General features: G+C 72.6%; 23 protein-coding genes and 1 pseudogene. 6 read left to right on the forward strand and 18 right to left on the reverse strand.

Translation table 11 applies throughout. The features are described from left to right. The coding region (locus tag ABT116_RS16730; RefSeq protein ID WP_351633547.1) for a 5'-nucleotidase C-terminal domain-containing protein at window positions 1-582 on the reverse strand (582 nt) is incomplete at its 3' end. Window positions 583-765: 183 nt separating this feature from the next. On the opposite strand from ABT116_RS16730, the gene ABT116_RS16735 reads away from it, so the two are divergent. Then, window positions 766-1,098 carry a hypothetical protein gene (locus tag ABT116_RS16735; protein WP_351633615.1) on the forward strand — a complete coding sequence of 111 codons (333 nt, stop codon included), beginning with the start codon at window positions 766-768 and terminating at the stop codon, window positions 1,096-1,098. 12 nt (window positions 1,099-1,110) lie between these two features. Here the strand turns inward: ABT116_RS16735 and ABT116_RS16740 are convergent, their stop codons facing one another. Together ABT116_RS16740 and ABT116_RS16745 are read right to left on the reverse strand one after the other, a co-directional pair. After that, entirely contained in the window at window positions 1,111-2,142 is a 1,032-nt protein-coding gene (locus ABT116_RS16740; protein WP_351633550.1) for an SDR family oxidoreductase, read from the reverse strand. A 6-nt stretch (window positions 2,143-2,148) separates the two neighbouring features. Further along, on the reverse strand, window positions 2,149-2,628 hold the full coding sequence (locus ABT116_RS16745) for a phage holin family protein (RefSeq protein ID WP_351633553.1): 480 nt from the start codon (window positions 2,626-2,628) through the stop codon (window positions 2,149-2,151). A gap of 48 nt (window positions 2,629-2,676) precedes the next feature. Here ABT116_RS16745 and ABT116_RS16750 point away from each other — a divergent pair, with 48 nt between their 5' ends. Beyond that, on the forward strand, window positions 2,677-3,024 hold the full coding sequence (locus ABT116_RS16750; RefSeq protein WP_351633556.1) for a VOC family protein: 348 nt from the start codon (window positions 2,677-2,679) through the stop codon (window positions 3,022-3,024). Here ABT116_RS16750 and ABT116_RS16755 read toward each other — a convergent pair. The 14 genes and pseudogenes from ABT116_RS16755 to ABT116_RS16820 form a co-directional block, all read right to left on the reverse strand. Continuing rightward, on the reverse strand, window positions 3,015-3,599 hold the full coding sequence (locus tag ABT116_RS16755; protein WP_351633559.1) for a GNAT family N-acetyltransferase: 585 nt from the start codon (window positions 3,597-3,599) through the stop codon (window positions 3,015-3,017). The genes ABT116_RS16750 and ABT116_RS16755 overlap by 10 nt on opposite strands. 44 nt (window positions 3,600-3,643) lie before the next feature. Beyond that, window positions 3,644-5,488 (reverse strand): CocE/NonD family hydrolase, encoded by a 1,845-nt coding sequence (locus tag ABT116_RS16760; RefSeq protein ID WP_502983879.1) that lies wholly within the window; start codon window positions 5,486-5,488, stop codon window positions 3,644-3,646. 72 nt (window positions 5,489-5,560) lie between these two features. Then, window positions 5,561-6,493, reverse strand: a complete 933-nt coding sequence (locus tag ABT116_RS16765) for a S66 peptidase family protein (protein ID WP_351633561.1) — start codon at window positions 6,491-6,493, stop codon at window positions 5,561-5,563. Next, the gene (locus tag ABT116_RS16770) at window positions 6,490-8,454 is read right to left on the reverse strand and encodes a prolyl oligopeptidase family serine peptidase (protein ID WP_351633564.1); all 1,965 of its coding nucleotides are present in this window, start codon (window positions 8,452-8,454) and stop codon (window positions 6,490-6,492) included. The genes ABT116_RS16765 and ABT116_RS16770 overlap by 4 nt, the downstream gene beginning before the upstream one ends. A 4-nt stretch (window positions 8,455-8,458) precedes the next feature. Further along, on the reverse strand, window positions 8,459-9,772 hold the full coding sequence (locus ABT116_RS16775; protein ID WP_351633567.1) for a M20/M25/M40 family metallo-hydrolase: 1,314 nt from the start codon (window positions 9,770-9,772) through the stop codon (window positions 8,459-8,461). Continuing rightward, window positions 9,765-10,598 carry a M55 family metallopeptidase gene (locus ABT116_RS16780; RefSeq protein ID WP_351633570.1) on the reverse strand — a complete coding sequence of 278 codons (834 nt, stop codon included), beginning with the start codon at window positions 10,596-10,598 and terminating at the stop codon, window positions 9,765-9,767. Before ABT116_RS16780 ends, ABT116_RS16775 begins: the two co-directional genes overlap by 8 nt. A gap of 173 nt (window positions 10,599-10,771) precedes the next feature. Continuing rightward, window positions 10,772-13,354 (reverse strand): FtsX-like permease family protein, encoded by a 2,583-nt coding sequence (locus ABT116_RS16785; protein WP_351633572.1) that lies wholly within the window; start codon window positions 13,352-13,354, stop codon window positions 10,772-10,774. Then, entirely contained in the window at window positions 13,351-14,025 is a 675-nt protein-coding gene (locus ABT116_RS16790; RefSeq protein ID WP_502983880.1) for an ABC transporter ATP-binding protein, read from the reverse strand. Before ABT116_RS16790 ends, ABT116_RS16785 begins: the two co-directional genes overlap by 4 nt. A 121-nt stretch (window positions 14,026-14,146) precedes the next feature. Next, entirely contained in the window at window positions 14,147-14,458 is a 312-nt protein-coding gene (locus tag ABT116_RS16795; protein ID WP_351633577.1) for a hypothetical protein, read from the reverse strand. 39 nt (window positions 14,459-14,497) lie between these two features. Beyond that, a complete protein-coding gene (locus ABT116_RS16800) occupies window positions 14,498-14,848 on the reverse strand; it encodes a response regulator transcription factor (protein WP_351633580.1) in 351 nt (116 codons plus the stop codon). Window positions 14,849-15,016: 168 nt separating this feature from the next. Continuing rightward, window positions 15,017-15,742: pseudogene (locus ABT116_RS16805) on the reverse strand (class I SAM-dependent methyltransferase). Between the two features lie 123 nt (window positions 15,743-15,865). Continuing rightward, a complete protein-coding gene (locus ABT116_RS16810) occupies window positions 15,866-18,286 on the reverse strand; it encodes a SpoIIE family protein phosphatase (RefSeq protein ID WP_351633582.1) in 2,421 nt (806 codons plus the stop codon). A gap of 164 nt (window positions 18,287-18,450) precedes the next feature. Further along, the gene (locus tag ABT116_RS16815; RefSeq protein WP_351633585.1) at window positions 18,451-20,835 is read right to left on the reverse strand and encodes an MFS transporter; all 2,385 of its coding nucleotides are present in this window, start codon (window positions 20,833-20,835) and stop codon (window positions 18,451-18,453) included. A 156-nt stretch (window positions 20,836-20,991) separates the two neighbouring features. After that, complete coding sequence (locus tag ABT116_RS16820; protein ID WP_184907765.1) at window positions 20,992-21,435, reverse strand: SRPBCC family protein; 444 nt, start codon at window positions 21,433-21,435, stop codon at window positions 20,992-20,994. Between the two features lie 170 nt (window positions 21,436-21,605). Between ABT116_RS16820 and ABT116_RS16825 the strand changes: the two genes are divergently transcribed. The 4 genes from ABT116_RS16825 (at window position 21,606) to ABT116_RS16840 (ending at window position 25,346) form a co-directional block, all read left to right on the forward strand. Next, the gene (locus ABT116_RS16825; RefSeq protein WP_351633588.1) at window positions 21,606-22,643 is read left to right on the forward strand and encodes an Rv2578c family radical SAM protein; all 1,038 of its coding nucleotides are present in this window, start codon (window positions 21,606-21,608) and stop codon (window positions 22,641-22,643) included. A gap of 136 nt (window positions 22,644-22,779) precedes the next feature. Continuing rightward, window positions 22,780-24,366 (forward strand): alpha/beta hydrolase, encoded by a 1,587-nt coding sequence (locus tag ABT116_RS16830; RefSeq protein WP_351633591.1) that lies wholly within the window; start codon window positions 22,780-22,782, stop codon window positions 24,364-24,366. A 57-nt stretch (window positions 24,367-24,423) separates the two neighbouring features. Further along, the gene (locus tag ABT116_RS16835; RefSeq protein WP_351633594.1) at window positions 24,424-24,822 is read left to right on the forward strand and encodes a RidA family protein; all 399 of its coding nucleotides are present in this window, start codon (window positions 24,424-24,426) and stop codon (window positions 24,820-24,822) included. A 20-nt stretch (window positions 24,823-24,842) separates the two neighbouring features. Further along, window positions 24,843-25,346 (forward strand): GNAT family N-acetyltransferase, encoded by a 504-nt coding sequence (locus ABT116_RS16840; protein ID WP_351633597.1) that lies wholly within the window; start codon window positions 24,843-24,845, stop codon window positions 25,344-25,346. Window positions 25,347-25,348: 2 nt separating this feature from the next. On the opposite strand, the gene ABT116_RS16845 is transcribed toward ABT116_RS16840, so the two are convergent. Next, complete coding sequence (locus ABT116_RS16845) at window positions 25,349-25,924, reverse strand: adenylosuccinate lyase (RefSeq protein WP_351633600.1); 576 nt, start codon at window positions 25,922-25,924, stop codon at window positions 25,349-25,351. Window positions 25,925-25,998: the final 74 nt, after the last annotated feature.

Consider the following 25,998-nt stretch of genomic DNA (forward strand, 5'->3'; position numbering starts at 1 on the left):
GTGGATGCGATCGGTGGCAGGTGGCGAGACCGGGGACCCGGCTGCGAACAGGGCAGTCAAGGCGTCGAGGTCGTTGCCCGCACCGGTCATCTGGGTGGAGTTCTTCAGTGCGGTGAAGCCGTCCCCGCCCTCGGCGAGGAACTTGTTCACCACGACGCTGTAGACGCCGTCGGGGGCGATGTCCTGCCCATTCAAGCGCATTTCCGAGATTCGCGAGCCCGGCGCTGCTCGCCGGTCCATGGCGTAGGTGAAGCCCGCGGACGGGGAGAGGATGCGCTCGGTAGCGGTGCCGTCGAGGTCGATCTGGAATTGCTGTTCGAGAGCGTCCTTCAACACCGCTCCTGTGACGGAGAGCACCTCGAGGCTGTTGCCGAAGGGTTGAACACCGTAGGCCTGGCGGTAGGTGACCTGGCCGGAAGTGCCGAAGTCCAAGTCCTCGCGCATGCCGCCCGGGTTCGTCAACGCGAGTTGAGCGCCTCGTGTCGATCCGGCTGCGAGTTGAGCGTCGGCGACCAGGTTGCCGAGTGTCGATTCACCGCTGGGGACGCGGTCCCGTGTCAGATCGGCGGTGATGGTCCCCACCGGTCGCTGAGCGCTTTCCGACGCCGCGGCTTCTTCGACTTCTACCGCACGAAGGTGCTGCCGCAGCTCCAGCGGGCCGTCTGACCCGCACCCCGGGAAATCCGGGGACGGCCCCGTGATGGGTCGCCTACAGTCGCCCGCATGTCAGTTCGTCTGCGTATGCGTGATGCCCTGCCGGAAGCGATGCGGGCCCGGGACAAGGCCGCGGTGAGTGCCCTGCGCGGCACGCTGGCCGCGCTGGACAACGCCGAGGCGGTGCCCGTGGACGGCAGCGTGCCCCGGGCCGCCGCGCTGGAGGCCTCGCCGGTCGGAGCCGGTGCCACCGAGGCGGCCCGGCGCGAGCTCAGCGAGCGCGAGATCGTCGACGTCGTGCGCGCCGAGGCGGCCGAACGTCTGGAGGCGGCAGCGCACTTGACCGCGCCCGCCCACGCGGACCGTGCCGAACGGCTGCGGGCGGAGACGACCGTGCTGCTGCGGTTCCTCGACGACGCCGAGGACGGCGCAGAAGGCGCGTAGAGGGCCTGTGGGCTAGCGCCGAGCCTGCCCGGCCAGCTTGCGTACGGTGAGGGCGGCGGCCGCTGTGGTGAGGGCCGCGCCCATCCATCCCCGGTTCCGGGACAGCCACTGCTGCGGGCTGTCGTCCGTGGATTCGTCGTCGAAGCGCCCGTGGGCGCCGAAGTCCCGCCCGTGCGGCCCGTCCGCCGAGGACCACAGGTTCGCGGGCCCCTCGGGCGGGCCGTCCTCCTGCTGCGCGTCGACGTTGGTGCGGGCCAGGTAGCGGTCGAGCAGCCCGGGGGCCACCGCGTTGGCGAGGAGTGTGGCGGCGGTGGAGCCGCCCACCCAGTACTCCCGGCGCCGTGCGTGCGACGACGCGTGCACGATGGCCCGGGCCGCGACCTCCGGCTGGTACACGGGCGCGACCGGCCGGGCCCGCCCCGGCATCCGGTTCAGCACCCAGTCGAACTGCGGGGTGTTGAGGCCCGGCAGCTGCACCATCGTGGTCCGCACCCCGCTGCGCGCGTGCAGCAGCTCGCAGCGCAGCGACTCGTTGAACCCCTGGATCGCGTGCTTGGCCCCGCAGTACGCCGACTGCAGCGGAATGCCTCGGTAGGCGAGTGCGGAGCCGACCTGCACGATCGTTCCGCGGTCGCGCGGCAGCATGTGGCGCAGGGCGGCCCGGGTGCCGAACACGTAGCCGAGGTACGTCACTTCGGTCACGCGCCGGAACTCGTCCGGGGCGACGTCGGTGAACGATGCGAACACCCCGGTGAAGGCGTTGTTGACCCAGACGTCGATGTGGCCGTAGGCGTCGACGACCTGCTGGGCGGCGTCGTCGACGGCCTTGGCGTCGGAGACGTCCACGGGGACGACGAGCGCCTCGCCTCCGGCGCGTTCCACCTCGTCCGCCGCGGCGGCGAGTCCCTCACGTCCGCGGGCGAGCAGGGCGACCCTGTCGCCGCGGGCGGCGAAGGCCCGGACCGTGGCCCGGCCGACGCCGCCGCTGGCTCCGGTCACGACCACCACACGGCCGCGCCGGTGCGATGTTCCTGGTGTGCGCACCCGGCATCACGCCCCGCGGTGGGGTACGTCCGGGTCGACCGCCGGCCGCGGGGGCACGGGGCCCGGGGCGGCCGTCCCGCCGGGCGGGGCGGGCGGCACCGGCGGATACGGCATGCCGCCGACCGCTTCGGCCGCACTCCGACGGGCGCCGTCCCGGCCCGGCGCCGTCCCGGCCGCGTGCCCCGCGCCCGGCCCGGACGGCCGCGCCATGCCGCGCAGCACGTAGGCGAGGGCGCCCAGGATCACGGCGGTGATCAGCGCGGCGGCCCAGTCGGGCAGGCCGAGGGCGAGGGCCAGCCCCACGGCGAGCGCGAGTGCCGCGCCCGCGTAGAGGGCGAACGCGCCGGACGCGGCGTACAGGGCGGCCTTGCGGCGCTGCTTGCGCGTCTGCTCGCGCAGCTCCTCCCGTACCGTCTCGCGCGCCACCTGTGCCAGCTCGTCGACGAGGTGCTTGTCCAGATGCTCCAGGTGATCCAACGGCTTCATGCCCGGCCGGGTACCCTCCGCCCCCTGCGCGTAACTAGGCTCAGCCGTATGGAGATTCTGGGTGCCACACTGCGCGTCTGCGTCGACGACCTCGAGACCGCGATCCCCTTCTACGAGCGACTGGCGGGCGGCAGAGCCCAGCGCTTCGAACGGGGAGGTGTCCAGGTGGCGGCGGTCGGCTGCTTCCTGCTGATGAGCGGCCCCCCGGCCGAACTGGAGGTGCTGCGCAAGGTCGCCGCGACGATCGCCGTGACGGACGTGGACGAGACCCACAAGGTGCTGACCGAGCTGGGGGCCCACATCGTCGCGGGCCCGATCGCCTCACCGGCGGGCCGCAACCTGATCGCCCTGCACCCGGACGGGTCGATCTACGAGTACGTGGACCGTCACGCGTAGGCGCCGCCGGGGCCTCGGTGCCGCCCCGGCCCGGTGATCATCTCGGTGGTGATCGCCCAGCGTTCGTGGTCGCGCCAGGCCCCGTCGACGAAGAGCATCCTCGGCGAGAAGCCCTCCAGACGGAACCCGCAGCCACGGGCCAGGGCGATCGACGCGGCGTTCCCCGGCTGGACGTTGATCTCCAGCCGGTGCAGCCGCATCGGGCCGAACGCGTAACCCACGACGAGGTCCAGCCCTTCGCGCATCAGCCCCCGCCCGGCGGCGTGCGCGAAGGCGCCGTAGCCCAGCGCCCCGGACTGGAAGCCGCCCTCGACGATGTTGTTGATGTTGATGAACCCGGCGATGGCCCCGTCGCTCTTCTCGCATACCAGGAACCCGGTCTTGGACGGGTCCTCGATCAGCCGGCCCGCGTAGGCGGTGTACGCCTGCGCCGTGGTGGGCGGGAAGAGCCACGGGTGGTGCAGGTCCTTGCTCTCCCGGGCGCGGGCGGTGAACTCGGCGCCGTCCTCGTAGGTGAAGTGGCGTATGCCCACCCGGGGGCCTTCGGCGAGGTGGCGGGATGCGTGGTGCGGCACCCCGCCACAGTAACCGCGCTGCCTCTGCGTCCCCAGTCGGGGCGTCAGGAGCCGGCGACCGGCAGCCGCAGCACCCCGGTGTTCCGCGGCCCGCTGATCACGGTCACGGGCTTGATCCCCCGGTTGCCGAAGTACGCGTCGTCGCTCGCGGCGATCACGAACCGCAGCCGGTGCCCTCTCTCGTAGCGGTGCACGATGCCGGGCAGGGTGACGGTGAAGCTCTTGGTGACGTCCGGGACGCGCACCGGTGCGACCAGGCGGCGCACCAGGGTGCGGGCGCCGTCGGGGGCGACGTCGTAGAGCTTGGCGAACAGCACGAGCTTGTCGGCCGCGTCGGAGCTGTTCTGGGTGCGCTCGGCCTTCGGGGAGACGACCTTGAGCGTGGCCCGGGGGGCGCCGACGACGTCGAGGGGGCGTTCCAGCGGCGCGCTCGTCCAGTCGAGGTAGGTGCCTTCGGTGTCGCTCGGCGGAGGGTCCGGCAGCCCGATGAGCCTGGCGAGCGAGCTCTCCGAATGGCTCGTGGGGATCAGCCGGTTGGTGTAGCCGCGGCTGCCGAGGGCCACCTTGCGGCGGTCGTCGACGAGCTTGCCGTCGCCGGAGAGGTACAGCGTGCGGCTGAGGGCGGGAAGGTGTTCGGCGGTGGCGTAGGTGCGGTCCGGGTCGGTGATCCAGTCACGGTGGTAGGCGAACGCCGGTCCCGTGTCGACGTGGGGCCGCCCCCGCAGGTACCGGTCGAACCAGGCGAGGACGCGCCGGCCGACGTAGCTGGTCTCCAGGTTGCCCTTGGACAGGTCGAGTTCTCCGGCGGCGGCCGGGCCGGTGAGCCCGCCGCTGTGACCCCAGGACTGCCAGATCATCTTGACGGGTGTGCCCCGGGCCTTGAGCGTCCGGTACGTCGCCGTCGCCTCGTTGAGGTTGAACAGGGTGTCGGCCTGCCCCTGGACCAGCAGGGTCGGCGTGTCGACGCGGTCGAGGTAGGACACCGGGGAGACGCGGCGCGCGTAGGCGAGCAGCTCGGCGGTCCGGCCGGCCGGGTAGCTCCCGGAGTTGAGGGTGTGGACGGTCCGGCAGGCCTCGGTGACGAAGTGAAGGCAGGCCAGTGAGTTGATGCGGGAGGGGTCGAGAGCGGGCTGGAGCAGCGGCTGGCCCTCACCGACGAGGTAGAAGCCGTTCGTCCACTGCCACTTGAAGACTCCGGGGACGTCCCCGCTGCCGACGGCGTTGTTGGGATCGAGCGCGTACGCCAGGTCGTTCCAGGTGATCATCGGGACGAGCGCGTCGAGGCGGTGGTCGACGGCGGCCGTCGCGAGCTGGACGGCGCCGCCGTAGGAGCCGCCGATCATGCCGACGCGTGGGTCGCCGGGTGCGTCACGGGTGACGAAGTCGGCGGTGGTGCCGTCGTCGGCGGCGCGGGTGCCGCCGAGGAAGTCGACCAGCCGCGAGGCGGCGGCACCGTCGATGTCCGGGTCGTCGAGGGAGATGAGACACCCGCTGCGGCCGAATCCCAGCCCGGAGTAGACGAGCGAGACGTAGCCGCGCCGGGCCAAGGCCTTGCCGATGGTGTCCGTCGAGCCGTCCGTCTTGCTGCCGCCGAAGCCGTTCGTGCCGAGCACCGCGGGCGCCGGGTGGTCGCGGTCCACGCCCGCGGGACGGTACAGGTCGGCGTCGACCGTGCAGGCGCGGCCGCCCGCCCGCACGGTGAACTTCAGCGGCGTGACGGTGTAGGCGTCGGCCGCGGTCGCCGGCGGGGTGAGGGCGAGGGGCACGGCCAGGGCGGCGCCCAGCGCGAGCGCGAGGGGTGCGCGGGTTCTGGGCACGCGTCGGGACACTCGGACCTCCACGGTGAGGGCAACCCGGATACCGACCAGTAGGTACCGGACATTTGTCATGGTGTGACACGTGTCAGGAGCCGTCAATCACCGAAACGAGGGTTCTTGACGGGATTTCAGGAGCGAACGCCGTCAGCTGAGGGCCGGTTCCTCCAGCGTCAACGTGCCCGACCCGGCGTCCAGTTCGGCCCTCACCCCGAGGGGCATGGTCAGCGCGCCCACGCCGTGCCCGAACCCGAACTCCTCCACGACCGGGACACCCAGACCGCCGAGCCGGTCGGTGAGGACCGCGCGCAGCTCCCCGTACGGTCCGCACCCCGCCCAGGAACCGAGGACGATGCCGGCGACCCCGTCGAGCCAGCCGGTCCTCAGGAGGTGGGTCAGGTAACGGTCCAGGCGGTACGGGCTCTCACCGACGTCCTCCATCAGCAGCAGCCCGTCCCGCGCCCCGGGGTGGGCGTGCGGGGTGCCGAGGTCGCTCGCGAGCAGGCTGAGGCAGCCGCCGAGCGTGATGCCCCTGGCGCGGCCCGGTATCAGTGCGGTGCCGCCCGGGGGGACTGCCGTGATGGTCCGCACGGACTCCGGCTCGAAGAGGGTGGCCCGCAGATGCTCCTGGGCCCGGGCGTTCTTGAGGAAGTCGACGCCGGCGGCCGCGGGCCCGTACAGGGTGGCCAGGCCCAGACGGGTGGCGAACGCCTGGTGCAGGACGGTGATGTCACTGAACCCGGCGAACACCTTCGGGCCCGCCGCCCGCATCGCCTCCCAGTCGAGCAGGTCGACCGTGCGCTGCGCCCCGTATCCGCCGCGGGCGCACAGCACGGCCGCCACGGACGGATCGCACCAGGCGCCTTGGAGGTCGGCGGCGCGCTGCTCGTCCGTGCCGGCCAGGTAGCCCAACTCGCCGTGCCGGGCGAGCGCATGGGGTGCCACCACGGGGTCGAGGTCCCAGCCGCGCAGGATGTCGAGCCCGGCCTGGAGCCGCTCCTCGGGTACGGGCCCGCTCGGCGCGACGACGGCGACGCGGGCGCCGGGGGCGAGCCGGGGCGGTCGTACCAACGGGTTCACTCGGCGAGCTCCAGGGTCGGGACACCGGGCGGGTCCAGGCGGAACACCTGGGCGTAGAGGGAGAGTTCTGCCTCCAGGGCGCGCACCATGGTCTCCGCCTTGCGGAACCCGTGCCCCTCCCCCGAGAAGGCGAGATAGGCGTGCGGCACCCTCCGGCCCTCCAGCCGGGCCAGGAACCGCTCACACTGGACGGGCGGGCAGATCACGTCGTCCAGGCCCTGGAGCAGCAGGAACGGCACGGTGAGGCGGTCGGCGTGGGCGGCGGGCGAGCGCTCCGCGTACCGGGCGGGCACGTCGGCGAGCGGCCCGATGAGGCCCTCCAGGTACCGCGACTCGAAGTCGTGGGTCTCGCCCGTGCCCCAGCCGGCCAGATCCAGGATGGGGTACTTGATGGTGCCGCAGGCGTAGACGTCGGTGGTGGTGAGCGAGGCGGCCGCGGTCCAGCCGCCCGCGCTGCCGCCCCGGACGGCGAGCCGGCCGCGGTCGGCGGTGCCCTCGTCGGCGAGGGCCAGGGCGACCGCGGCGCAGTCCTCGACGTCCACCACGCCCCACTGCTCGCGCAGCCGCTCCCGGTACGGGCGCCCGTATCCCGTGGAGCCGCCGTAGTTCACCTCGGCGACGCCGATGCCGCGCGAGGTGAAGTAGGCGATGTCCAGGTCGAGCACGAGCGGGGCCCGGCCGGTGGGACCGCCGTGCGCCCACACGACGTAGGGCGGCAGTTCGTCGTCGGGGGCGACGCAGCCGGGGTGGTGCGGCGGGTAGATGTGGGCGTGGATGTCGCGCCCGTCCGGGCCGGTGAAGGTGCGGATCTGCGGTTCTGGGTAGTACGCGGGGTCGACGGCGTCGTCGTGCTCGGCGCCGACGACCCGGGCCCGGCCGGTGCGGGCGTCCAGCTCGACGACCTCGTAGGCGCTGCGCGGGCTGGCCCCGACGGCGACGACCCGTTCGCCGTGGGCGGCGAGGGTGGGGCTGAACTCGGTCCAGGGCCCGGCGGCGTCGACGACCTCGCCGGTCTCCGGGTCGAGGATGCCGAGGGCGGTGGCGCCCCGGCCGTGCACGACGGCGATCAGACCGCTGTCGAGCGGGGTGAACCATCTCGAACCCAGCTTCCACAGCGCGCCGCCGAACTCCTCCTCGCGCGGGCACACCGGCTCCCCGTCGAGGTAGAGGTTCCACCAGCCGGTGCGGTCGCTCGCGTGCAGCAGCCGGCCGTCATGGGTCCAGTCGGCCTGGGCGATGGACTCACCGGGGCCGCCGGCCACGGCCCGGGCGCCGCTCAGGGTGCCGTCGGGCGCGACCTCGGCGAGGAGCAGCTCGGTGCCGTCCCAGGGCATGCGCGGATGGTCCCAGGCGAGCCAGGCGGCCCGCCGCCCGTCGGGCGAGAGCTTCGGCCCGGTCACGAACCGGTGCCGGCCGTCGGTGAGTTCGCGTACCGCGCCGCGGTCCTCGGCGGCGGATCCGTCCAGGGGGACGGCGGCCAGGACGCGGCGCACGTCGGTGGGTCCGTCGCCGGTGAACTCCTCCAGCACGCACCACACCTCACCCCGTCCGGGCACCGGCAGCGGCTCGGCCCAGCGCAGTCCCCCGCCCACGGGGGACACAGGGGTGAGCGGGCGGGGTTCACCGCCCGGCTCGCAGCGGTACAGCCGCTGGTCGGCGAAGTTCACGAACACCACCAGCGGTCCGGTGTCGCGGTCGAGCGCGGCCCACGGGTGCCCGCCGTACTCGATGACCCGGCTGCGCACGTTCCACGGCGCGGGCAGCAGCGACTCCTCCCGGCCGTCGGCGTGCCGCCGCACCAGGGTGCGCCGGCCGCCCTCGGCGGGGCGCGGCTCGGTCCACCACACCTCCTCGCCGACGAAGCCCACATACTCCGGGTGCCCGTCGTGCGCGGCGGTCAGGGCCGCGTCGATGGGCGAGGGCCACGCCCCGTAGGCCAGCGTCCGCACCGTCTCCCCCACTCTCCTAGGCCGTCCGCAGGAACCGGTCGAGTACGCGGACACCGAAGTGCAGCGCCTCGATCGGTACCCGCTCGTCGACCCCGTGGAACATGGCCGCGTAGTCGTAGCCGTCGGGCAGCTTCAGCGGGGTGAAGCCGTAGCCGGTGATGCCGAGGCGGGAGAACTGCTTGGCGTCGGTGCCGCCGGACATGCAGAACGGCACGACGTGGCCCTCGGGGGCGAACTCCTCGACGGCGGCCCGCATTCCCGCGAACGTCGCCGAGTCCACCGGCGCCTCGAGGGCGACCTCGCGGTGGTGGAACTCCCAGTCCACGTCCGGCCCGGTGAGCCGGTCGAGGGTGGCGCGGAACTCCTCCTCACCGCCGGGCATGTACCGGCCGTCCACGTGGGCCACGGCCTGCCCGGGGATGACATTGATCTTGTAACCGGCGTCCAGCATGGTCGGGTTGGCGCTGTTGCGGAGGGTTGGCTCGACGAGCGCGGCGGCCGGGCCGAGCTTCTCCAGCAGCGCGTCCACGTCGGTGAGGTCGGTCTCGATGCCGTAGAGCGCGGCGAGTTCGGTGAGGGCGGCGCGTACGGTCGGGGTGAGCCGCAGCGGCCACTCGTGCGCGCCGATCCGCGCGATGGCGCCCGCGAGGCGGGTCACGGCGTTGTCCCGGTTGACCTTGGAGCCGTGCCCGGCGCGTCCGCGGGCGGTGAGCTTCAGCCAGGCGGTGCCGCGCTCCCCGGCCGCGATGGGGTAGATCTGCCGCCCGTCGCCGTCGTGGAAGGTGAAGGCGCCCGACTCGCTGACGCCTTCGGTGCAGCCCTCGAACAGTGCGGGGTGCTCGTCGGCGAGGAACCCGGAGCCGTCCTCGGCGCTGGCCTCCTCGTCCGCGGTGAACGCGATGACGATGTCCCGGCGGGGCCGGTCGCCCTGGCGTGCCCAGCCGCGCACGACGGCCAGGATCATCGCGTCCATGTTCTTCATGTCGACGGCGCCGCGTCCCCAGACGACCCCGTCGCGGATCTCCCCGGAGAAGGGGTGCACGCTCCAGTCGGCGGCAGCGGCGGGCACGACGTCCAGATGGCCGTGGAGCAACAGGGCGTCGGCCGAGGGGTCGGTGCCCTCGATCCGGGCGACGACGTTGGTCCGGCCCTCGGTGCGCTCCAGCAGGGTCGGCTCGATCCCGGCGTCGGCGAGCCGTGCGGCGGCGTACTCGGCGGCGGGCCGTTCCCGGCAGTCGCCCCCGCCCCGGTTGGTGGTGTCGATCCGGATGAGGTCGGACGTGAACGTCACGACCTCGTCCAGCGCCGTCCCGTCCACCTGCTCAGCCATACTGCTCCTCCACCGCGGCCGAGACGATCGTGGTGACCGCCTTGAAGGCGCGGATGCCCTGGTACATGGTCTCGCTCGTGCAGGCCACCTTGCGCTCCGCGATCCGGTCCACCCCCGGGACGACGGTGGCGGCCATCGCCAGGTGCTCCGCGTCGAACTCCACGGCCACCGTGAACGGTCCGCCCCGCACGGGTTCGTGACGCACCGCCAGCACGGCCGCCTCCTTGGCCGCCGCCCGGATGTCGGCCGCGGTGCGGGCGGGTGTGCGGCACACCGCCGCGTAACGCGACACGTGGTCCTTGACCGCGACCTTCAGCGCCTCGGGCGCGTACCCGAGCGCGTCCTCACAGGCGATGTCGTCCCCGGTGACGAGCACGACCGGCACGCCGTACTCGGCGACGACATGGGCGTTGAGGAGGCCTTCGCTGGCCCGTACGTCGTTCAGCCACACGCCCGTGATGGAGTTGGCGAGGTAGGTGTGCGCGAGGACGCCCTCCATGCCGGCGCCCGCGTGGTAGCCGACGAACGCGACGCCGTCGATGTCGCCGTGCTGCACGCCCTCCACCATGGACAGCGCCTTGTGCCGGCCGGTGAGCAGCTGGGCGCGGTCGTCGAGCTGCTCCAGCAGCAGGTTGCGCATCGACCAGTGCGCCTCGTTGATGATCACCTCGTCGGCGCCGCCGTCGTGGAATCCCAGTACGGCGGCGTTGACGTCGGAGGTGAACAGGGAGCGGCAGCGCTCCCACTGGGAGGCGCCCGGCACCACGTCGTCGGGCCACGTGACGCCGGTGGCGCCCTCCATGTCGGCGCTGATGAGAATCTTCACGGACCGAACCCTCGCACGTCGCAGGCCCGATTCCCGGACGCGTGGCAGCAGTCGTCGACGTCCCGCGCCGCAGCAGGCCTCATGTGGCGTCACGTTACGCGCCCACCGGGCAACCAGCCAGACAGGGCGGCGGTGTCCCGGCCGCGTCCGCTCCCGGCTGCCTCGGAGGGGCCTTACCGGGCCGAGCGCAGCAGTGTCGTCACCCGGGAGCCTCCCAGGCAGCCCGCCGCGACCGCTGCGGCCACCGCTCCCGCCGAGGCGGCCGCGAGCCCCAGCCACGGCCACAGCGACCAGCCGACGTCCAGGGAGAGCAGCAGAGGGGGAGTGGCCAGTGCGGTCACCACGATCCCCATCACCACTCCGAGGAGCGTCACCTGGCCGGCGTACACGCCGGTGAGCCGGGACCGGAAGCGCCGGTCGGCACCCGCCGCGGCCAGTGCCGAGAGGTCCGGCCGCATCTCCTGCGTGGCGAGGCCCACGGTGAGGAAGGCCAGCGTGGCGGCCACGAGCATCAGCACGACCGCGCTGCCGAGGGTCGTGGCCCTCAGCACCTCGGCGGCGACGGGTCCCCGTTCCACCTCCAGCGTGAAGTAACCGCTGCCGATGTCCGAGGCGAGGGCTCCGCGCGCCCTGTCCTCCTGTTCCGGCGAGATCGAGCCGTCCGGGGCGGGCAGATAGAAGTAGGCGGAGTTGGGCTGTTCGACGCCGCCGAGCGCCTTGAGGCCGGCGGCTCCGACGTAGATGACGGGCAGACTGCGGTACTCCGAGCGCCGCTGGGCCGCGACCGCGTCGAGGGTCTTGGTGTCCATCTCCGTACGGCCGGTGTCCAGGACGGGGCCCTTCGGCGCCGTCACGGTCAGCCGGCCGCCGGGCGCGAGGCGCTCGTCCAGGACGACGGCCCCGCCCGCGGACAGGGCTCCGCGTTCCCGGGCGGTGGCCTTCCTGCCGAGCACCGTGGACAGGTCCGCCTCACGGATCACCATGACGGCGGAGGGCCGGTCGGGCAGGGGCGAGGCGGCCTGGAACTCGCCCCAGTAGGACCATGCGGTGCCGTCCGGGGCGGTGCCCCGCGGGGGCGGCGGGCTGGCGATGCCCATGACCGTCAGGCGCTCGCCCCCGAGGGCCTCTTCCATGGCGGCGACGGTGGCGGGGCCCGGCACCTTCGTGGCGTAGGTGAAGGCTGATCCGTGCGGAGAGGCCGGCTCGTACGACTTGCCGACCTCCGCGGTGAGCCCTCCCATGGCCGCCAGCACGAGGCCGGTCAGCACCGTCAGACTGGCCACCACCGTGCCCATGGTCGCGGAGCGGGACGCGGAACGCGCCAGCAACCGGGCGCCGATGCGCTGCATCAGCCGCAGGCCGTCGGCCCGGCCGCCGCTGGACGGCAGCAGCCGCCGCGCGAGGAGGCCCGTGCCGACGACCAGGCCGAGCGCCCCGATCATGACGGTGAACGGGGCCTTGAGCGACGCGCCGGCGACTGCCAGCAGCAGACCACAGGTCAGCAGGGCGCCCAGGGCCACCTGCCCGCGGCGCGGGGCGCGCTCCTGGAAGTCGGCCTGGTCCCGCAGGGCCGCGACCACGTCGCCGCCGACTCCGCGTGCCGCGACCCGGGCCGCGATCGCCGGAGTGAGGACTCCGAGCAGGGCCAGGACCGCGGTCGGCCAGGCGTCCAGCCGCAGTTGGCCCCAGAGTTCACCGTTGCGCTCCGCCGCCCAGGGCTTCAGCAGCCACGCACCGGCCACACCGGCGACGAGGGCGAGGCCGGTCGCGAGGAGCCCCACCAGGATTCCCTGGTGCGTGATGACCGAGCGCCGGGTCCTGGGTCCCGCCCCGGCCGCGGCCAGCAGGGCGAGTTCCCGCCGGTTGCTGCGTACGACGATCGCGTAGACCGCCCCCATCACCAGGCCCAGTTCGCCGAGCACCAGGACGGCGAGGCCGATGACCCAGGCGGCCGCCGACTCCTCGGGCAGCAGGGAGTCGGGCGCGTCGCGGGCGACGTCGAAGGCGTTGGAGCGGGGTTCGAGGCGCCAGCCCTGGCCGGCCACGGCCTTCCGCGCTCCGGGGGCGAGAGCGTCCGGGGTGTGCCACACGACGACGGTTCCGTCCTGCGCGGCGGCCATGGAGCTGTCGTGCCCGGGTTTCGGCAGGGCCGGTGCCTGTCCGGCGACGACGGCCGGGAGGGCCACCACGAACTTGCGCAGGGTGTCGGTGGGAATCGCGGCGATGCCGGTGACCTCGGCCGTGGCACCGCTCTCGCCGAGCTCAACCCGGTCACCGGGACGGGCCCCGAGACGTTCCGCCACGCTCGGCGAGAGCGCGACCTCGTTCGGCGCGCGCGGGGCCCTGCCCTCGGTCAGCACGAACCGGCCGCGGTGTACCGGCTGGTCGAGTTCGAGGCCGTAGCCGAAGGAGTCCACCTGAAGGCCGTCCGAGGAGACGGCGAGCGGCCCGTCCACCTCGGGGACGACCTCGACGCCCTGGCCGACGGCGTCCGCCAGGGCCTGCGGTCCTTCGGTCAGAGCACGTTCGGCACCCCGCTCGGCGACGAAGTCGAGGTTGCGCAGTACGCCCTGCGACTGGCCGATGAGCGTGCCGACGCGCTCGTCCTCGGGCATCTCACTCGTGGCCCGCAGGGTGACCAGCGCGACGGCCAGGGTCAGCGGAACGAGCAGCGCCGCGGTGAGGGCGAGGGTCCGTTTGCGGTCGCGGCGTACCCGCCGCAGGGCGATCCGGAAGGCGATTCTGCGTGCGCTCACGCGGCAGCTCCGGTGTCTTCTCCCACGAGACCGTCGCGCATCCGGACCACCCGGTCGGCGCGGGCCGCCACCGCCTCGTCGTGGGTGACGATCACGCACGTCGCCCCGGACCGCACGAGCGACTGGAGGCTGTCGAGGACCTGGCCGGCGCTGTCGCTGTCCAGTGCTCCGGTCGGCTCGTCCGCGAGAATCAGCCCGCGGCCGCCCGAGAACGCCCGGGCCAGTGCGACACGCTGCTGCTGGCCACCGGACAGCGAGTCGGGATAGCGGTCGGCGCAGGCGTCCATGCCCACGGAGGCCAGCGCCTCGCGGGCCTGTGCGCGGGCCTTGCGGCGGGACATCCCGTCGAGTTCGGCGGGCAGGGCCACGTTCTCCGCGACGCTGAGGATGCGGACCAGGTTGTAGTCCTGGAACACGTATCCGATGTGCCGGCGTCTGTGCTGATAGAGCTCCGCCTCGGTGAGGCCGTCGATGCGCACCCCGGCGACCGTGACCGAGCCCGAGTCAGGGGGCTGCAGTCCGCCCGCCATGGTGAGCAGGGTCGACTTGCCGCATCCACTGGGTCCCATGACCGCGGTGAGGGTGCCCTCGCGGGCGGTCAGACTCACCCCGCGTACCGCTTGGACCTCGATCTCGCCGCTGCGGTAGCGCCGGGTGACACCGTCCAACACCAACACCTGTGTACCCCATTCGTTCGTACTCGACGATGGCTGCGAAACTGGCTGACGGCTGCCGGGCTGCTTGCTCCAGCCCGGCAGCCGTCAGTCGTGCTTCACCGCCGTTTCACACCGGTCAGCGGTGCTGGAAGCCCGACTCGTCCACGCCCCAGGTGCAGCTGGAGGTGGAGAAACTGGCTCCCGAGAAGGACCCGCCCTTGTAAGGCGAGTACACGGCGAACGGCGAGAGCTCGCACTCGCCGTAGAGACGGACGTCGTGGTCACCGCTGTGCGAACAGCCGCTGGCCCATGCGTTGCCGCCGTTGGCGGAGCTGTGGCTCTGGCTGCTGCAGGACACGGTGCCCGCCTGGGCGGGGAGCACCGTGGCGGCCGTCACGCCGCCGGCGAGTGCGGCCCCCACGGCGAGAGATGCCAGAAGACGCTTCATGGATTACCCCCTAAGATCCGCTGTCCGCGACTTTTCGAACTACGGACCGGTTTCTCCGGTCGGGCTCTCCGACCGCCATGCGTCACTTTTGCAACTCGCACCGCGTTCGCCTATCGGACCTTCGGGTATTGCCCCAAGGTCCGATAGCGCTTTCTGGGATCTCTGTGCTAGAAGGGCCGCCTCCACCCGGGATTCGACGCCCAGCTTGCGCATCAGGCTCGTGAGGTGGGCCTTCACCGTCCGCTCCGCGATGCCGAGCCGGTGGGCGAGGCGCCGGTTCGAGTCGCCTGTGGTCAGCAGGGACAGAACCTCGAGCTCACGCCTGGTCAGTTCATGGAACCGCGATCCGTCTCTCCCTTGATCCGGACCCATACAATTCCCCCGATCCATTGATCCTCAGATGTAGGGCACAGCGCATGGCGCGCCTGGGCGGGGGAAGCTTAGCCATCCGAGAAACACTGATACACAGGGTGCGCAGCGGGCGCGGAAATCAGCCACAAAAGCAGCTTGAAATAGGTGGTTGACTATTAAATGATCTCTGGCGACACTGCTGCCCCATTACGCGGCGCGCCCCGCCACCACCCACCTCGACGGCAGCTCGATGCGCGTGCCGTCGGGGCGGTACTCCGTGGTCGTCAAGGGCAGTCGGCCACTCGCCAGCACGGTCAGCCCGGCTGAGCGCAGATACTCGGGCACGGCTTCGTCCGACACCTCTCCGGGCGCGATGCCGTGCCGGAACACGGGCGCGAGCTTGGGCGGCGGACCGTCGGGGCCGCCCATCAGGCCCGCCAGGACCGGCTTGGCGGCGTGCGAAAGCTCCACCAGACAGGCACGGCCGCGATCGCCGACCAGCGTGGCGACCCCGTCGACCAGGGACTGCCGGTCGTCGGGCTCGCACTAGTGCAGGACGCCCCGCAGGTAGACGTTGGTGTCGCCGAGCTCCGCGTGCAGCGCCTGCGTCTCCTCCTTCGCGGCGGCGTCCAGCTGCCGGTAGGCCGCCTGCCCCGCCGGGTCGGCCCGCCGGGCGTGATCGAGGGCCGCGGCGGACAGGTCGACGCCCAGGACATGCGGGAAGCGGTCGGCGAGGTAGCGGGTCTGTGTGCCGTTGCCGCAGCCGAGATCCACCAGCGGCAGCCCGGGATCGGCCAGGTACGGTTCGAACAGGGCGAGGTGCGGGCCCACGGTGAGGACCGGTTCCGCGTCCCAGAACACCGCCCCGGGCTCGGCGGACGCCTCGCGCCAGAACCCCTCCCAGGCTTCCCGGTACCTACTCGTCACGCTCATGGCCCACTCCCCGGGGTGCGAACGGATCCCGCCACGCGGCGGGCGAGTACGGTGTACCGCGCCCGGGCCGCGGCCACAAGAACACGGACGGCAGCGACACTTCGCGTCCGGCCGTTGGTGTCGTCAGCGGCGTGGCAGCGTCAGCTCGAACCAGACCGTCTTGCCGGCCTTGGTCCGGCTGGTCCCCCACTCGCGGGACAGCGTGCTGACGACGCGCAGACCGCGTCCGGCCTCGTCGAGCGGGCCCGCGTGCAGCAGCGTCGGCAGCTCGTGGTCGTCGTCGTCCACCTCGCACAGCAGGGTGTCACCGCGGACCAGCCGCAGTGCGACGGGGCGGGCGTGGGAGTGCCGTACGGCGTTGGTCACGAGTTCGCCGGCCATCAGCTCGGCCGGTGCGGCGAGCTTCGCCAGGCCCCAGTCGTGCAGTTGCTCGCGCACCGCCGCGCGGGCCCGGCCCACCTCGGCCGGGTCGAGGGCGAGCCGCCATTCGGCCACGTCGTCCGGCTCGATGCCGCCCAGGCGGGCCATCAGCAGGGCGACGTCGTCCTTGCGGCCACCCCGGGTGTTGAGCGCCCGGATGATGGTGTCGCAGGCGTCGTCCATGGACGCGGCCGGGTGCGCGGCCGACTCGCAGAGCGTCGCGAGGCCCACCCCGATGTCCTCGCCGCGCACCTCGACCAGCCCGTCGGTGCACATCACCAGCCGGTCGCCGGGCTCGACGCGCACGCGTATCGCCTCGAAGGGCACTCCCCCGACGCCGATGGGCGCGCCGGTGGGCAGGTCCAGCAGCTCGCTGCGGCCGTCGTGGGCCCGGACCAGGACGGGCGGGATGTGCCCGGCGTTGGCGAGGTGCAGCTCGCCCGCGATGGGGTCGTAGACGGCGTAGAGACAGGTCGCCAGGTAGCTGTCGCCGAGCCGCTGGGCGAGGTCGTCGAGGTTGCGCAGCAGCTGCGCGGGCGGCAGATCGAGCCCGGCCATGGTCTGCACGGCCGTCCGCAACTGTCCCATCATCGCCGCCGAGTTCAGGCCGTGGCCCATGACGTCGCCGACGACGAGGGCCGTGCGTCCGCCGTGCAGTTTGACCGCGTCGAACCAGTCGCCGCCGACCCGCCCGAGCAAGGTGCCCGGCAGATACCGGGTGGCGATGTCGCAGCCGGCCATGCGGGGCGGTATGTGCGGGAGCATGCTGTCCTGGAGCGTCTCGGCGACGTTCTCCTGGAAGGTGTACATGCGCGCGTTGTCGAGCACCAGGCCCGCGCGGGCGGCCAGTTCGGCTCCGGTGACGCGGTCCATGTCGTTGAAGACGGGCCGCTCGGGGTGCCGCAGCAGGATCATGAAGCCGAGGACGACGTTGCGCGCCTTGAGGGGCACGACCAGCATCGAGCGGCCGGTGATGAGGGGCCGGATGTCGCGCTTGTCGAACTGCGCGGCGATGGCGTGCCCCATCTCCTCGCTGATGCGGGGCACGAGGACGGGTTCGCCGCTCGTCATGCACTGGAAGAACGGCGTGTGCGCCGGGAACGGCATGGCCTCGCCGACGGGGACGACGTCGTCCCAGCGGCCCGGTTCGTCGGTGTGCTCCAGGGCGACCCGGTGCCACATCGTGGTCGTGTCGGGCACACCGTCCTCGAACCCCTCGCCGGCGACGACCTGCTCGCGCAGATACGTCCCGGCGACGTCGGTGAAGCGGGGCACCACGGCCCGGCTGACCTCGACGATCGTGCGGGACAGGTCGAGGGAGGTGCCGATGCGTCCGCTGACCTCGTTGAGGAACTCCAGGCGCTCACGGACGGCGGCGTACTCGAGGTCCTCGCCCTCGTCCCGCAGCTCCTGCGGCACGGGCTCGCCGGCGGCCAGGGCCCGCGCGGCCCGTTCCCGGCGCGCCCTGCGCTCGGCGCGCCTGGCCACACCCCAGTCGGGGGTGACGGGCACCCGGTCGTTCTGGCTGAACTCCAGGATGGGATAGCCGAGTTCGAGGACCTGCGCGACGATCCGGGCGCTCTCGCCGACGCTCATGCTGGGCAGGATCTCGGGGAGCCGGCGGGCGAGCTCCTCCGCCCCGGGGAAGTCGGTGTGCAGCGCGAAGCCGGGCGCGATCCGCTCGAACGCCCCGTCGCCCCCGCCCAGCCCGTCCGTGTCGGCGGCCAGCACGAGCAGCCGCTCGGGCCCGGGCCCCACCAACGGGTAGGCCCACCACAGGACGTCGATCCGGCCGTCCTCGGACGCGGTGAGCCGGGCGCGGCCGGCCGCCGGGTAGGAGAGGCCGCCGTCGAGGGAGGATGCGAGACCGGGACCGAGGCCGTCGTCGGCGGCGCGTCCGAAGGGGTCCCGCTCGTCGGGCAGGGCACCGGAGACGGGGAGCAGGTCGAGGGCGGTGCGTCCGATCGCCTCTTCCTTGGGGACGCCGAACAGGCGCCGCGCGCCACGGCTCCAGTGGGAGACGAGGCCGTCGCGGTCGACCACGACGACGGCCAGGGGCACGCGGCCGGGCTCGGCGGGTTCCGCCCCCGCGCCCTGCTCAGCCCTGTCGATGCCACGGTCCATGGCCCAGGCCCTCTCTCCCCACGGACGCAAGATCTGTGCCGGCGTCACCACCGTACGGCGACCGCCGCCGGCCATGTGAGGCAATGCGGGAATTGCCCGCGCGGGGCTCGCACCGGCGTACGACCCCGCGCGCCGGTGGCGTTCGCTCCCGGGCCGGTGCTCGCTCAGTCCTCGTGGCTCAGCTGGAGGTCCCGTTCGCTGCGGCCTCCTCCGGCGACCTGGAGCACGGTGGCGACGGGCGGGTAGCCGGCCGCGATGACCGTGTACTCGCCGGAGGACAGGTCGACGAAGCGGAAGGTGCCGTCGGCGCCGGTGGTGAGGGTGTCGACGACGTTGCCCGCCACGTCGAGCAGCGTCACGCGCGCGTCCTCCACGGGCCTGCCGCCGCCCGCCCGGACGGTGCCGCGCAGCACGGCGCCGCCGGCCAGTTCGATGTCCCGGCGGGTCTCGCGGGCGGCCTGGACGGTGACCGGAAGCGCCGCCGGGCGGAAGGCGGGCGCGCTCGCGGCGAGGGTGTACTCGCCGGCGACGAGCTCCGTGATGACGTAGCCGCCCTCCCGGCCGCTGCGGGTGGTCGCCACGACCTCCCCGTGCACGTTGGTGAGGGTGATGGTGGCGTCCCGAACGGGCGTGCCGTCGGCGGTGACCACGGTGCCGATCAGGTTTCCGGCGCCGCCGAGGACGATGTCGAGCTCGACGGGACGCTCGCCGACGGTCACGGTGACCGCCTGCGGCTGGTGCCCGCCGGCCGCGGCGATCAGCACGTACGAGCCCGGGCCCGGGGTGGCCAGCGCGTAGCGCCCGTCCTCGCCGCTCGCGCCGCGCCCGGTCTGCTGCCCGGTGACGTCGATGAGCGTGAGGGCCGCGCGGGGTACGACGGTTCCGTCGTAGTGCTGCACCGAGCCGCACACGGGCACACCGGCGGCGTACGCGGCACGGGCCTGCGGGACCGGGGCGTTCCCCGGCGCCGTGCCCTGGTCGGTGACGGAGGCGTTGTGGGACACCAGGGGTTTCTCCTTGAGGAAGAGGGCGATGACCAGTCCGAGGACGAGCACCGGCACCAGGTAGAGGAAGATCCGCGGCATGGCGTCGGCGTACGCCCGGATGTAGTCGTCGCGCAGGGCCGGGGGCAGTGCGTGCACGAGCTGCGGGGTGAGGGACTCGGGGTCCGGGAGCCCGGCGCGCGCGGGAAGACGCTCGGCGAGGGCGTCGGCGAGCCGGTCGGCGAAGAGGGTGCCGAAGACGGCGGCTCCGACGCTGCCGCCGATCTGCCGGAAGTAGTTGTTGGCGCTGGTGGCGGTGCCGAGGTCGGCGGGGCGCACGGAGTTCTGCACGGCGAGGATCAGTACCGGCATCACCATGCCGATGCCGGCGCCGAGGACGGCCATCCAGATGCTGTAGTGCAGCCGGGGCGTGCCGACCTCCAGCCGCGACAGCAGTCCCATGCCGACGACGGAGAGGGCGCCGCCGAGGATCGGGTAGGCCTTGTAGCGGCCGGTGCGGCTGATGAGCCGGCCGACGACGATCGAGGCGCCGACGATGCCGGCCATCATCGGCAGCATGAGCAGTCCCGACTCGGTGGCGGACGCCCCGTCGACCATCTGCAGGTACGTCGGCAGGTAGCCGGCGGCGCCGAACAGGCCGACCCCGATCACCAGGCCGACCAGGCCGGTGACGTTGAAGACGGAGTCCCTGAACAGCCGCAGGGGAATGAGGGGTTCGACGGCGAAGCGCTCGGTGACGAGAAAGAGGACGGTGGCCGCCGCCGCTCCGGCCGCGAGCCCGAGGATCGTCCGCGAGTCCCAGGCGTACTCGGTGCCGCCCCAACTGGTCAGCAGGACCAGGCAGGTGGAGGCGGCGGTCAGCAGCAGCGCGCCGAGGACGTCGAGACGGGCCCTCGCGGCCGGCTTGGGGAGTTTCAGCGTGACGGCGACGACGGCCAGGGTGACCAGTCCGAAGGGGACGTTGACGTAGAAGCACCAGCGCCAGGAGAGGTGGTCCGTGAAGTAGCCGCCGAGCAGCGGTCCGGCCACGGAGGCGAGGCCGAAGGCGGCGCCGATCACGCCCATGTAGCGGCCGCGCCGCCGGGGCGGCACGATGTCCGCGATGATCGCCTGCACGCCGATCAGGAGGCCGCCCGCGCCGACGCCCTGCAGGGCGCGGAAGGCGATCAGCTGGTCCATGGTCTGCGCCCGGCCCGCGAGCGCGGAGCCGGCGACGAAGACGACGATGGCGAACTGGAAGACGCCCTTGCGGCCGAGGAGATCACCGAGCTTGCCGTAGATCGGCAGGCCGACGGTGGCGGTGAGCAGGTAGGCGGTGATCGCCCAGGACATCCGGTCCAGGCCGTGCAGTTCACCGACGATCTTCGGGAGCGCGGTGGCGACGATCATCTGCTCCAAGGCGGCCAGCAGCAGGGCCAGCAGCAGAGCGAAGAAGATCAACCGCACCCGTCGCGGGCTGGGTCCGCCGTCCGGATCCGGCGGTGGTGCGGGGGTGTCGGGAGGCGCCACCGCCGGTTCGTCCTGCGCCAGAGTGATCCCGCCCACTCACCGCTCCCCTCGTCGCGCTGCCGCGCAATTACCGCGTAAAAGCGACAACTACGAGCAAGCGCGACGAGTTACGGCACAGGAGCGGACCGTACGGAGATCACCCGAACCGGTGAGGGGCGGCAACGCCCCTCACCTGTCCGCTTCTTGGGAGGGCTACTTCTCGACCTCGGCGGCGAGCCTGGTGAGCATCGCGTCGTAGATCCGGCCGAGGCCCTTGGGGGCGAAGGTCTTCTCGAAGAAGCCGCCGATGCCGCCGGCGCCGGTCCAGGTGGTGGTCACGACGACCCGGGACTTGCCCTCGCCGGCCGGGGTGACCCGCCAGGTGGTGACCATGGACGAGTTGCGGTCCTTCTCGACGAGCTCGCCGTCGGTGGGCTCGCTGACCTCCAGGAGGCAGTCGCGCACGCGCTTGCTGGTGGCCTGGAGCTTCCAGTGGACGAGGGTGCCCTCGCCGTCGCCGCCCTCCCGGACCTCGTACTCGCTGAACTGCTCGGGCAGCAGCTTCGCGCGCGTGCCGCTGTAGTCGGCGAGGGCGTCGAACACCGTCTCCGCGTCCGCCGCGACGATCCGCTCCGTTGTGGCCTCGACCTGCGCCATCGCTTTCCTCCAGGACCTGGTTGCTCGGGGGTCGGGGCAAGCCAACCACCCCGCTGCCCGGCGCCCCAAATCGGGGTGACGCAACCCGGTCGAACGCGTTCGTAAAACACCCTCGCACGATCAAGGGAACATGTGTTCTATTCTGTGGTCAGTGCTACCGAGGAGGCGTCATGCGCTGGGAGAACCTCACATCGGACTCCGAACACAGCCGGGCCGATGCCGCGCTGTTCGGCGCGGACGCGGTGGTCACGCGTACCTTCGACACCCCGGAGTTCCGCGGGATCACCTTCCACGAGGTCCGGGCCCGCTCGATCATCAACCGGGTGCCGGCGGTCTCGCGGATGTCGTTCCAGTGGACGGTCAATCCCTATCGGGGCTGCTCACACGCGTGCGTGTACTGCTTCGCGCGCAAGACACACAGCTACCTGGACCTGGACACGGGCCTCGGCTTCGACAGCCAGATCGTGGTCAAGGTCAACGCGCCGGAGCTGTTGCGCCGGCAGCTCGGTTCGCGCCGGTGGCAGGGCGAGCACATCGCGATGGGCACGAACGTCGACTGCTACCAGCGCGCCGAGGGCCGCTACCGCCTGATGCCGGGCATCATCTCGGCCCTGCGCGACCACGCGAACCCCTTCTCGATCCTGACCAAGGGCACCCTCATCCTGCGCGACCTGGAGCTGATCAAACAGGCGGCACAGGTGACCGACGTGGGCATCTCCGTCTCGGTCGGCTTCACCGAGGAGGACCTCTGGCGCACCGTCGAGCCGGGCACGCCGGCGCCCGAGCGGCGCCTGGAGGTCGTGCGCACCTTCGGCGATCACGGCATCGGCTGCGGAGTGCTGATGGCGCCGGTGATCCCGTTCCTGAGCGACAGCCCTGCCCGACTGCGCGCCACCGTGCGGGCGATCGCGGCCTCCGGCGCCACGTCCGTGACGCCGTTGGTGCTGCACCTGCGGCCCGGCGCCCGCGAGTGGTTCATGGCCTGGCTGGGGCAACACCATCCGCACCTGGTGGCCCGCTACGAGCGGATGTACGCGGAGGGCTCCTACGCCCCGAAGTGGTACCAGCGGCGGATCACCCGTCAGGTGCACGAACTCGCCGAGGAGTACGGCATCGGCCCCACGCGCGCGGACATACCGCGCCGGATCCGGCCGCCCGAACCGGCCGAGCCCCCCTCGTCCGAGCCGACCCAACTGTCGCTCCTATAGGAGCGTTCGAGCGCATCCCGCGACCCAATCGGGTCAAGTCTCGACGGAACAGGTTCTTCCAGCGCCATGTGCCGGGACGAATCGGCGAGGACTGTGAGCCCCGCGGTCCGACGCCCCTCCGTCCTGGAAGGCCTCCATGAGAAGACGCGCAGCCGTGCTGTGCGGCGCCGCCGCCGTGCTGGCCGGGAGCCTCACGGCCGTGCCCGCCGAGGCGAGCGCACCGCACTCCGCCGGTACCTTTCGCCTGGCGAAACCCACTTGGAGGAAGTGCGGCACCACCGACTTTCCGTCGCTCCAGTGCGCGTCACTCAAGGTGCCGCTCGACCACGCGAACCCGGACGGCCGGCAGGTCACCCTCGCGCTGTCCCGCGTCCCGCACACCGCCGAGACATTCCAGGGCCCTCTTCTTGTCAACCCGGGCGGCCCCGGCGGCGACGGCCTGGCCCTCGCCGGTTTCGTCGCGGCCGCGCTGCCCAAGGAGGTCGCGGCCCAGTACGACGTCATCGGCTTCGACCCGCGCGGAGTGGGCGCCAGCAGACCGGCGCTGGACTGCGAGCCCGGCTACTTCGGCCCGGTGCGCCCGGACTCCGTGCCGGGCACACCCGAGGCCGAGCGGGCCAACCTCGCCCGCGCCAAATCCTTCGCGGCCGCCTGTTCCACAAAGTACGGGCACCTGCTGCCGTACATCGACACGATCAGCGCCGCGCACGACATCGAGGCGATCCGGCAGGCCCTGGGCGCGAAGAAGATCAACTATTTCGGCTACTCGTACGGCACCTACCTGGGCGCGGTCTACGCCGGCCTGTACCCGCAGCGGGTCCGGCGTCTGGTCCTGGACTCGATCGCCGACCCCACCGACGTGTGGTACACCGCCAACCTCAACCAGGACCACGCCTTCAACGACCGTCACCGCGCCTTCTTGGCCTGGGTCGCCAGGCACGACGCGCGGTACCGGCTCGGCACCGACCCGGAACGAGTCGAAGCCACCTGGTACGCCATGCGGGCGGCTCTGGCCAAGAAGCCCGCGGGCGGCCGGGTGGGCGCCGCGGAGCTCGAGGACACCTACCTCCCGGGGGCCTATTTCAACGGGTACTGGCCCCCTCTGGCGGAGGCGTTCGCGGCGTACGTGAACCGCAAGAACGCCGAACCGCTGGTGGAGGCCTACGAGAAATTCGGCGCGATCGACGCCGCCGACGACAACAGCTACAGCGTCTACACGGCGGTGCAGTGCCGCGACGCCTTCTGGCCGCGCGACTGGCACCAGTGGCGGGCGGACAACTGGGCGGCGTACGAGAAGGCGCCCTTCATGACCTGGAACAACGCCTGGTACAACGCGCCGTGCGCGTTCTGGCCGACGGAGTCGCTGCGCCCGGTGAACGTGGCGAACGGCAAGCTGCCGCCGGTGCTGCTGTTCCAGGCGACCGCCGACGCGGCCACTCCGTACGAGGGCGGTGTCACCCTGCACCGTCTGCTGGCCGGTTCCAGCCTGGTGGTCGAGCAGGGCGGCGGCAACCACGGCATCACGCTGAGTGGCAACGCCTGCCTGGACAAGCACCTTGCGGCCTACCTGACCGACGGCACCGTGCCGCGTGGCTTCGGCGAGGCGGACGCGGCGTGCGACGCGCTGCCCGAACCGAAGCCCCCCGCGACGGCGTCGGACAAGGCGGCGTCGGCCTCCTCGAACGGCGCGGTGCTGCACCGCCTGCTCGGCTTCCGCCACTGAGCGGCTGACGAACCGCCGGGGCCGGTCGCCGTCAGTGCCATGGTCCACCATGGGCGCATGAGTGAGCTGACGAGAATCCCCGCCCCCGACGGCGTCGCCGCCGCGCCCCAATACAGCCATGTCGTCCTGGGCACCGGCCGTTTCGTGGCGATCGCCGGTCAGCTCGCCCTCGACGAGCGGGGGCGGCTGGTCGGCGAGGGCGACCCGGCGGCGCAGGCCGGCCAGGTCTTCGAGAACCTCCGGCGCTGTCTGGCGGCCGCCGGCGCGACCTTCGACGACGTCGTCAAACTCACCTACTTCGTCACGGACATGGCCCATATGCCGGCCATCCGCGCGGCCCGCGCCGCACACATACCCGACGACAGGCTGCCGGCCGCTTCGGCGGTGCAGGTCGCGGCGCTGGTCAGGCCGGAGTTCCTGATGGAGGTCGAGGCGTTCGCGGTGGTAGCGCCGTGAGGAGCCTGCGGATACGCGAGATGAGGCTCGCCGACTGCGACCGCGTCGCGGAGATCCGCGTCGGCGGCTGGCGCAGCGCCTACCGGGGCCTGATCCCGCAGTCGTACCTGGCCGGGCTCAGCGTCGAGGAGGACGCCGAGCGCCGCCGTGCACACCTCTCGCAGAGCGACGGCAGTGTGGTGAACCTGGTCGCCGAGGGCACCGGCGGCGAGCTCGTCGGCTGGGCTTGCCACGGGCCGTACCGGGAGGGCGAAGTCCTCACCCGGGACGGCGAGTTGTACGCGCTCTACGTCCACCCGGATCAGGTGGGACGGGGCGTCGGACGGGCGCTGCTCGCGGAGTCCGTCGCGCGCTGCTCCGCCGCGGGCCGCGGCCGTCTCCTGCTGTGGGTGCTCAAGGGGAACGACCGGGCCCGCCGGTTCTACGAGCGGGCGGGCTTCCGCGCGGACGGCGCGGAGGAGCCCTTCGAGGTGGACGGGGTCGCGGTTCCCGAGGTGCGGTACGCCAGGCCTCTGAATGGCTGACGTCACCGCTGCTTCGGGATCCGCCCCAGCGCCCGCACCGCCGCCTCGGCCAGCGCCGGATGCGCGAGGGCCTCGTTGAGAACGGGTCCGGCCCGGACGTCACCCAGCGCGCCGAGCCCGTCCACGCAGGCGAGGGCCACGCGGCGGTAGGGGTCGTGCGGGCGCAACCGCCGCCGGAGCGTGGTGATCAGCGCGGGCACCGCCTCGGGGGCGCGCAGCTCGACCAGGAGCCGTACCGGGTGCAGGGCGTAGGCGACGCGCAGTTCGTTGGTGGCGAGGGCGGCGGCCGCGCGGGCGGTGCGCGGGTCGCCGAGCCGGGCGAGGGCGTGGGCGGCGGAGGCGCAGCGCGGCGGGTCGCGGTGGTTGAGCAGCAGCACCAGGGCCTCGAAGGCCCGCCGGTCCCGCGCGAGCCCCAGCCGGAACGCCGCCAGTTCCCTCGCCCACAGGTGCTGCCCGGGCTCGGTCAGCATCGCCGCCAGGGCGTCGAGGTCGTCGGTCGCCACGAGCCGCTCGAACGCGGGCGACGCCCCCGACTCCTGCCGTAAGCGCTCCGTGAGTGATCGCAACTCTTCGTCCATGACTCAGAGGTTAGGGGCGTCGCCGACCGCGCGGGACGTACATCACAAACAAGAGGGCTGGCGCGCTCGTTACC

The sequence above is a fragment of the Streptomyces sp. NPDC002130 genome, assembly GCF_040296465.1.
In the GTDB taxonomy this organism is placed as follows: domain Bacteria; phylum Actinomycetota; class Actinomycetes; order Streptomycetales; family Streptomycetaceae; genus Streptomyces.

Coding starts and splice junctions, on each gene's coding strand:
- ABT116_RS16735 (WP_351633615.1), top strand. CDS start 766: ATGCGGGCCCGGGACAAGGCCGCGGTGAGTGCCCTGCGCGGCACGCTG.
- ABT116_RS16745 (WP_351633553.1), bottom strand. CDS start 2,628: ATGAAGCCGTTGGATCACCTGGAGCATCTGGACAAGCACCTCGTCGAC.
- ABT116_RS16750 (WP_351633556.1), top strand. CDS start 2,677: ATGGAGATTCTGGGTGCCACACTGCGCGTCTGCGTCGACGACCTCGAG.
- ABT116_RS16760 (WP_502983879.1), bottom strand. CDS start 5,488: ATGACAAATGTCCGGTACCTACTGGTCGGTATCCGGGTTGCCCTCACC.
- ABT116_RS16775 (WP_351633567.1), bottom strand. CDS start 9,772: ATGGCTGAGCAGGTGGACGGGACGGCGCTGGACGAGGTCGTGACGTTC.
- ABT116_RS16795 (WP_351633577.1), bottom strand. CDS start 14,458: ATGAAGCGTCTTCTGGCATCTCTCGCCGTGGGGGCCGCACTCGCCGGC.
- ABT116_RS16800 (WP_351633580.1), bottom strand. CDS start 14,848: ATGGATCGGGGGAATTGTATGGGTCCGGATCAAGGGAGAGACGGATCG.
- ABT116_RS16810 (WP_351633582.1), bottom strand. CDS start 18,286: ATGGACCGTGGCATCGACAGGGCTGAGCAGGGCGCGGGGGCGGAACCC.
- ABT116_RS16820 (WP_184907765.1), bottom strand. CDS start 21,435: ATGGCGCAGGTCGAGGCCACAACGGAGCGGATCGTCGCGGCGGACGCG.
- ABT116_RS16825 (WP_351633588.1), top strand. CDS start 21,606: ATGCGCTGGGAGAACCTCACATCGGACTCCGAACACAGCCGGGCCGAT.
- ABT116_RS16830 (WP_351633591.1), top strand. CDS start 22,780: ATGAGAAGACGCGCAGCCGTGCTGTGCGGCGCCGCCGCCGTGCTGGCC.
- ABT116_RS16835 (WP_351633594.1), top strand. CDS start 24,424: ATGAGTGAGCTGACGAGAATCCCCGCCCCCGACGGCGTCGCCGCCGCG.
- ABT116_RS16840 (WP_351633597.1), top strand. CDS start 24,843: ATGAGGCTCGCCGACTGCGACCGCGTCGCGGAGATCCGCGTCGGCGGC.
- ABT116_RS16845 (WP_351633600.1), bottom strand. CDS start 25,924: ATGGACGAAGAGTTGCGATCACTCACGGAGCGCTTACGGCAGGAGTCG.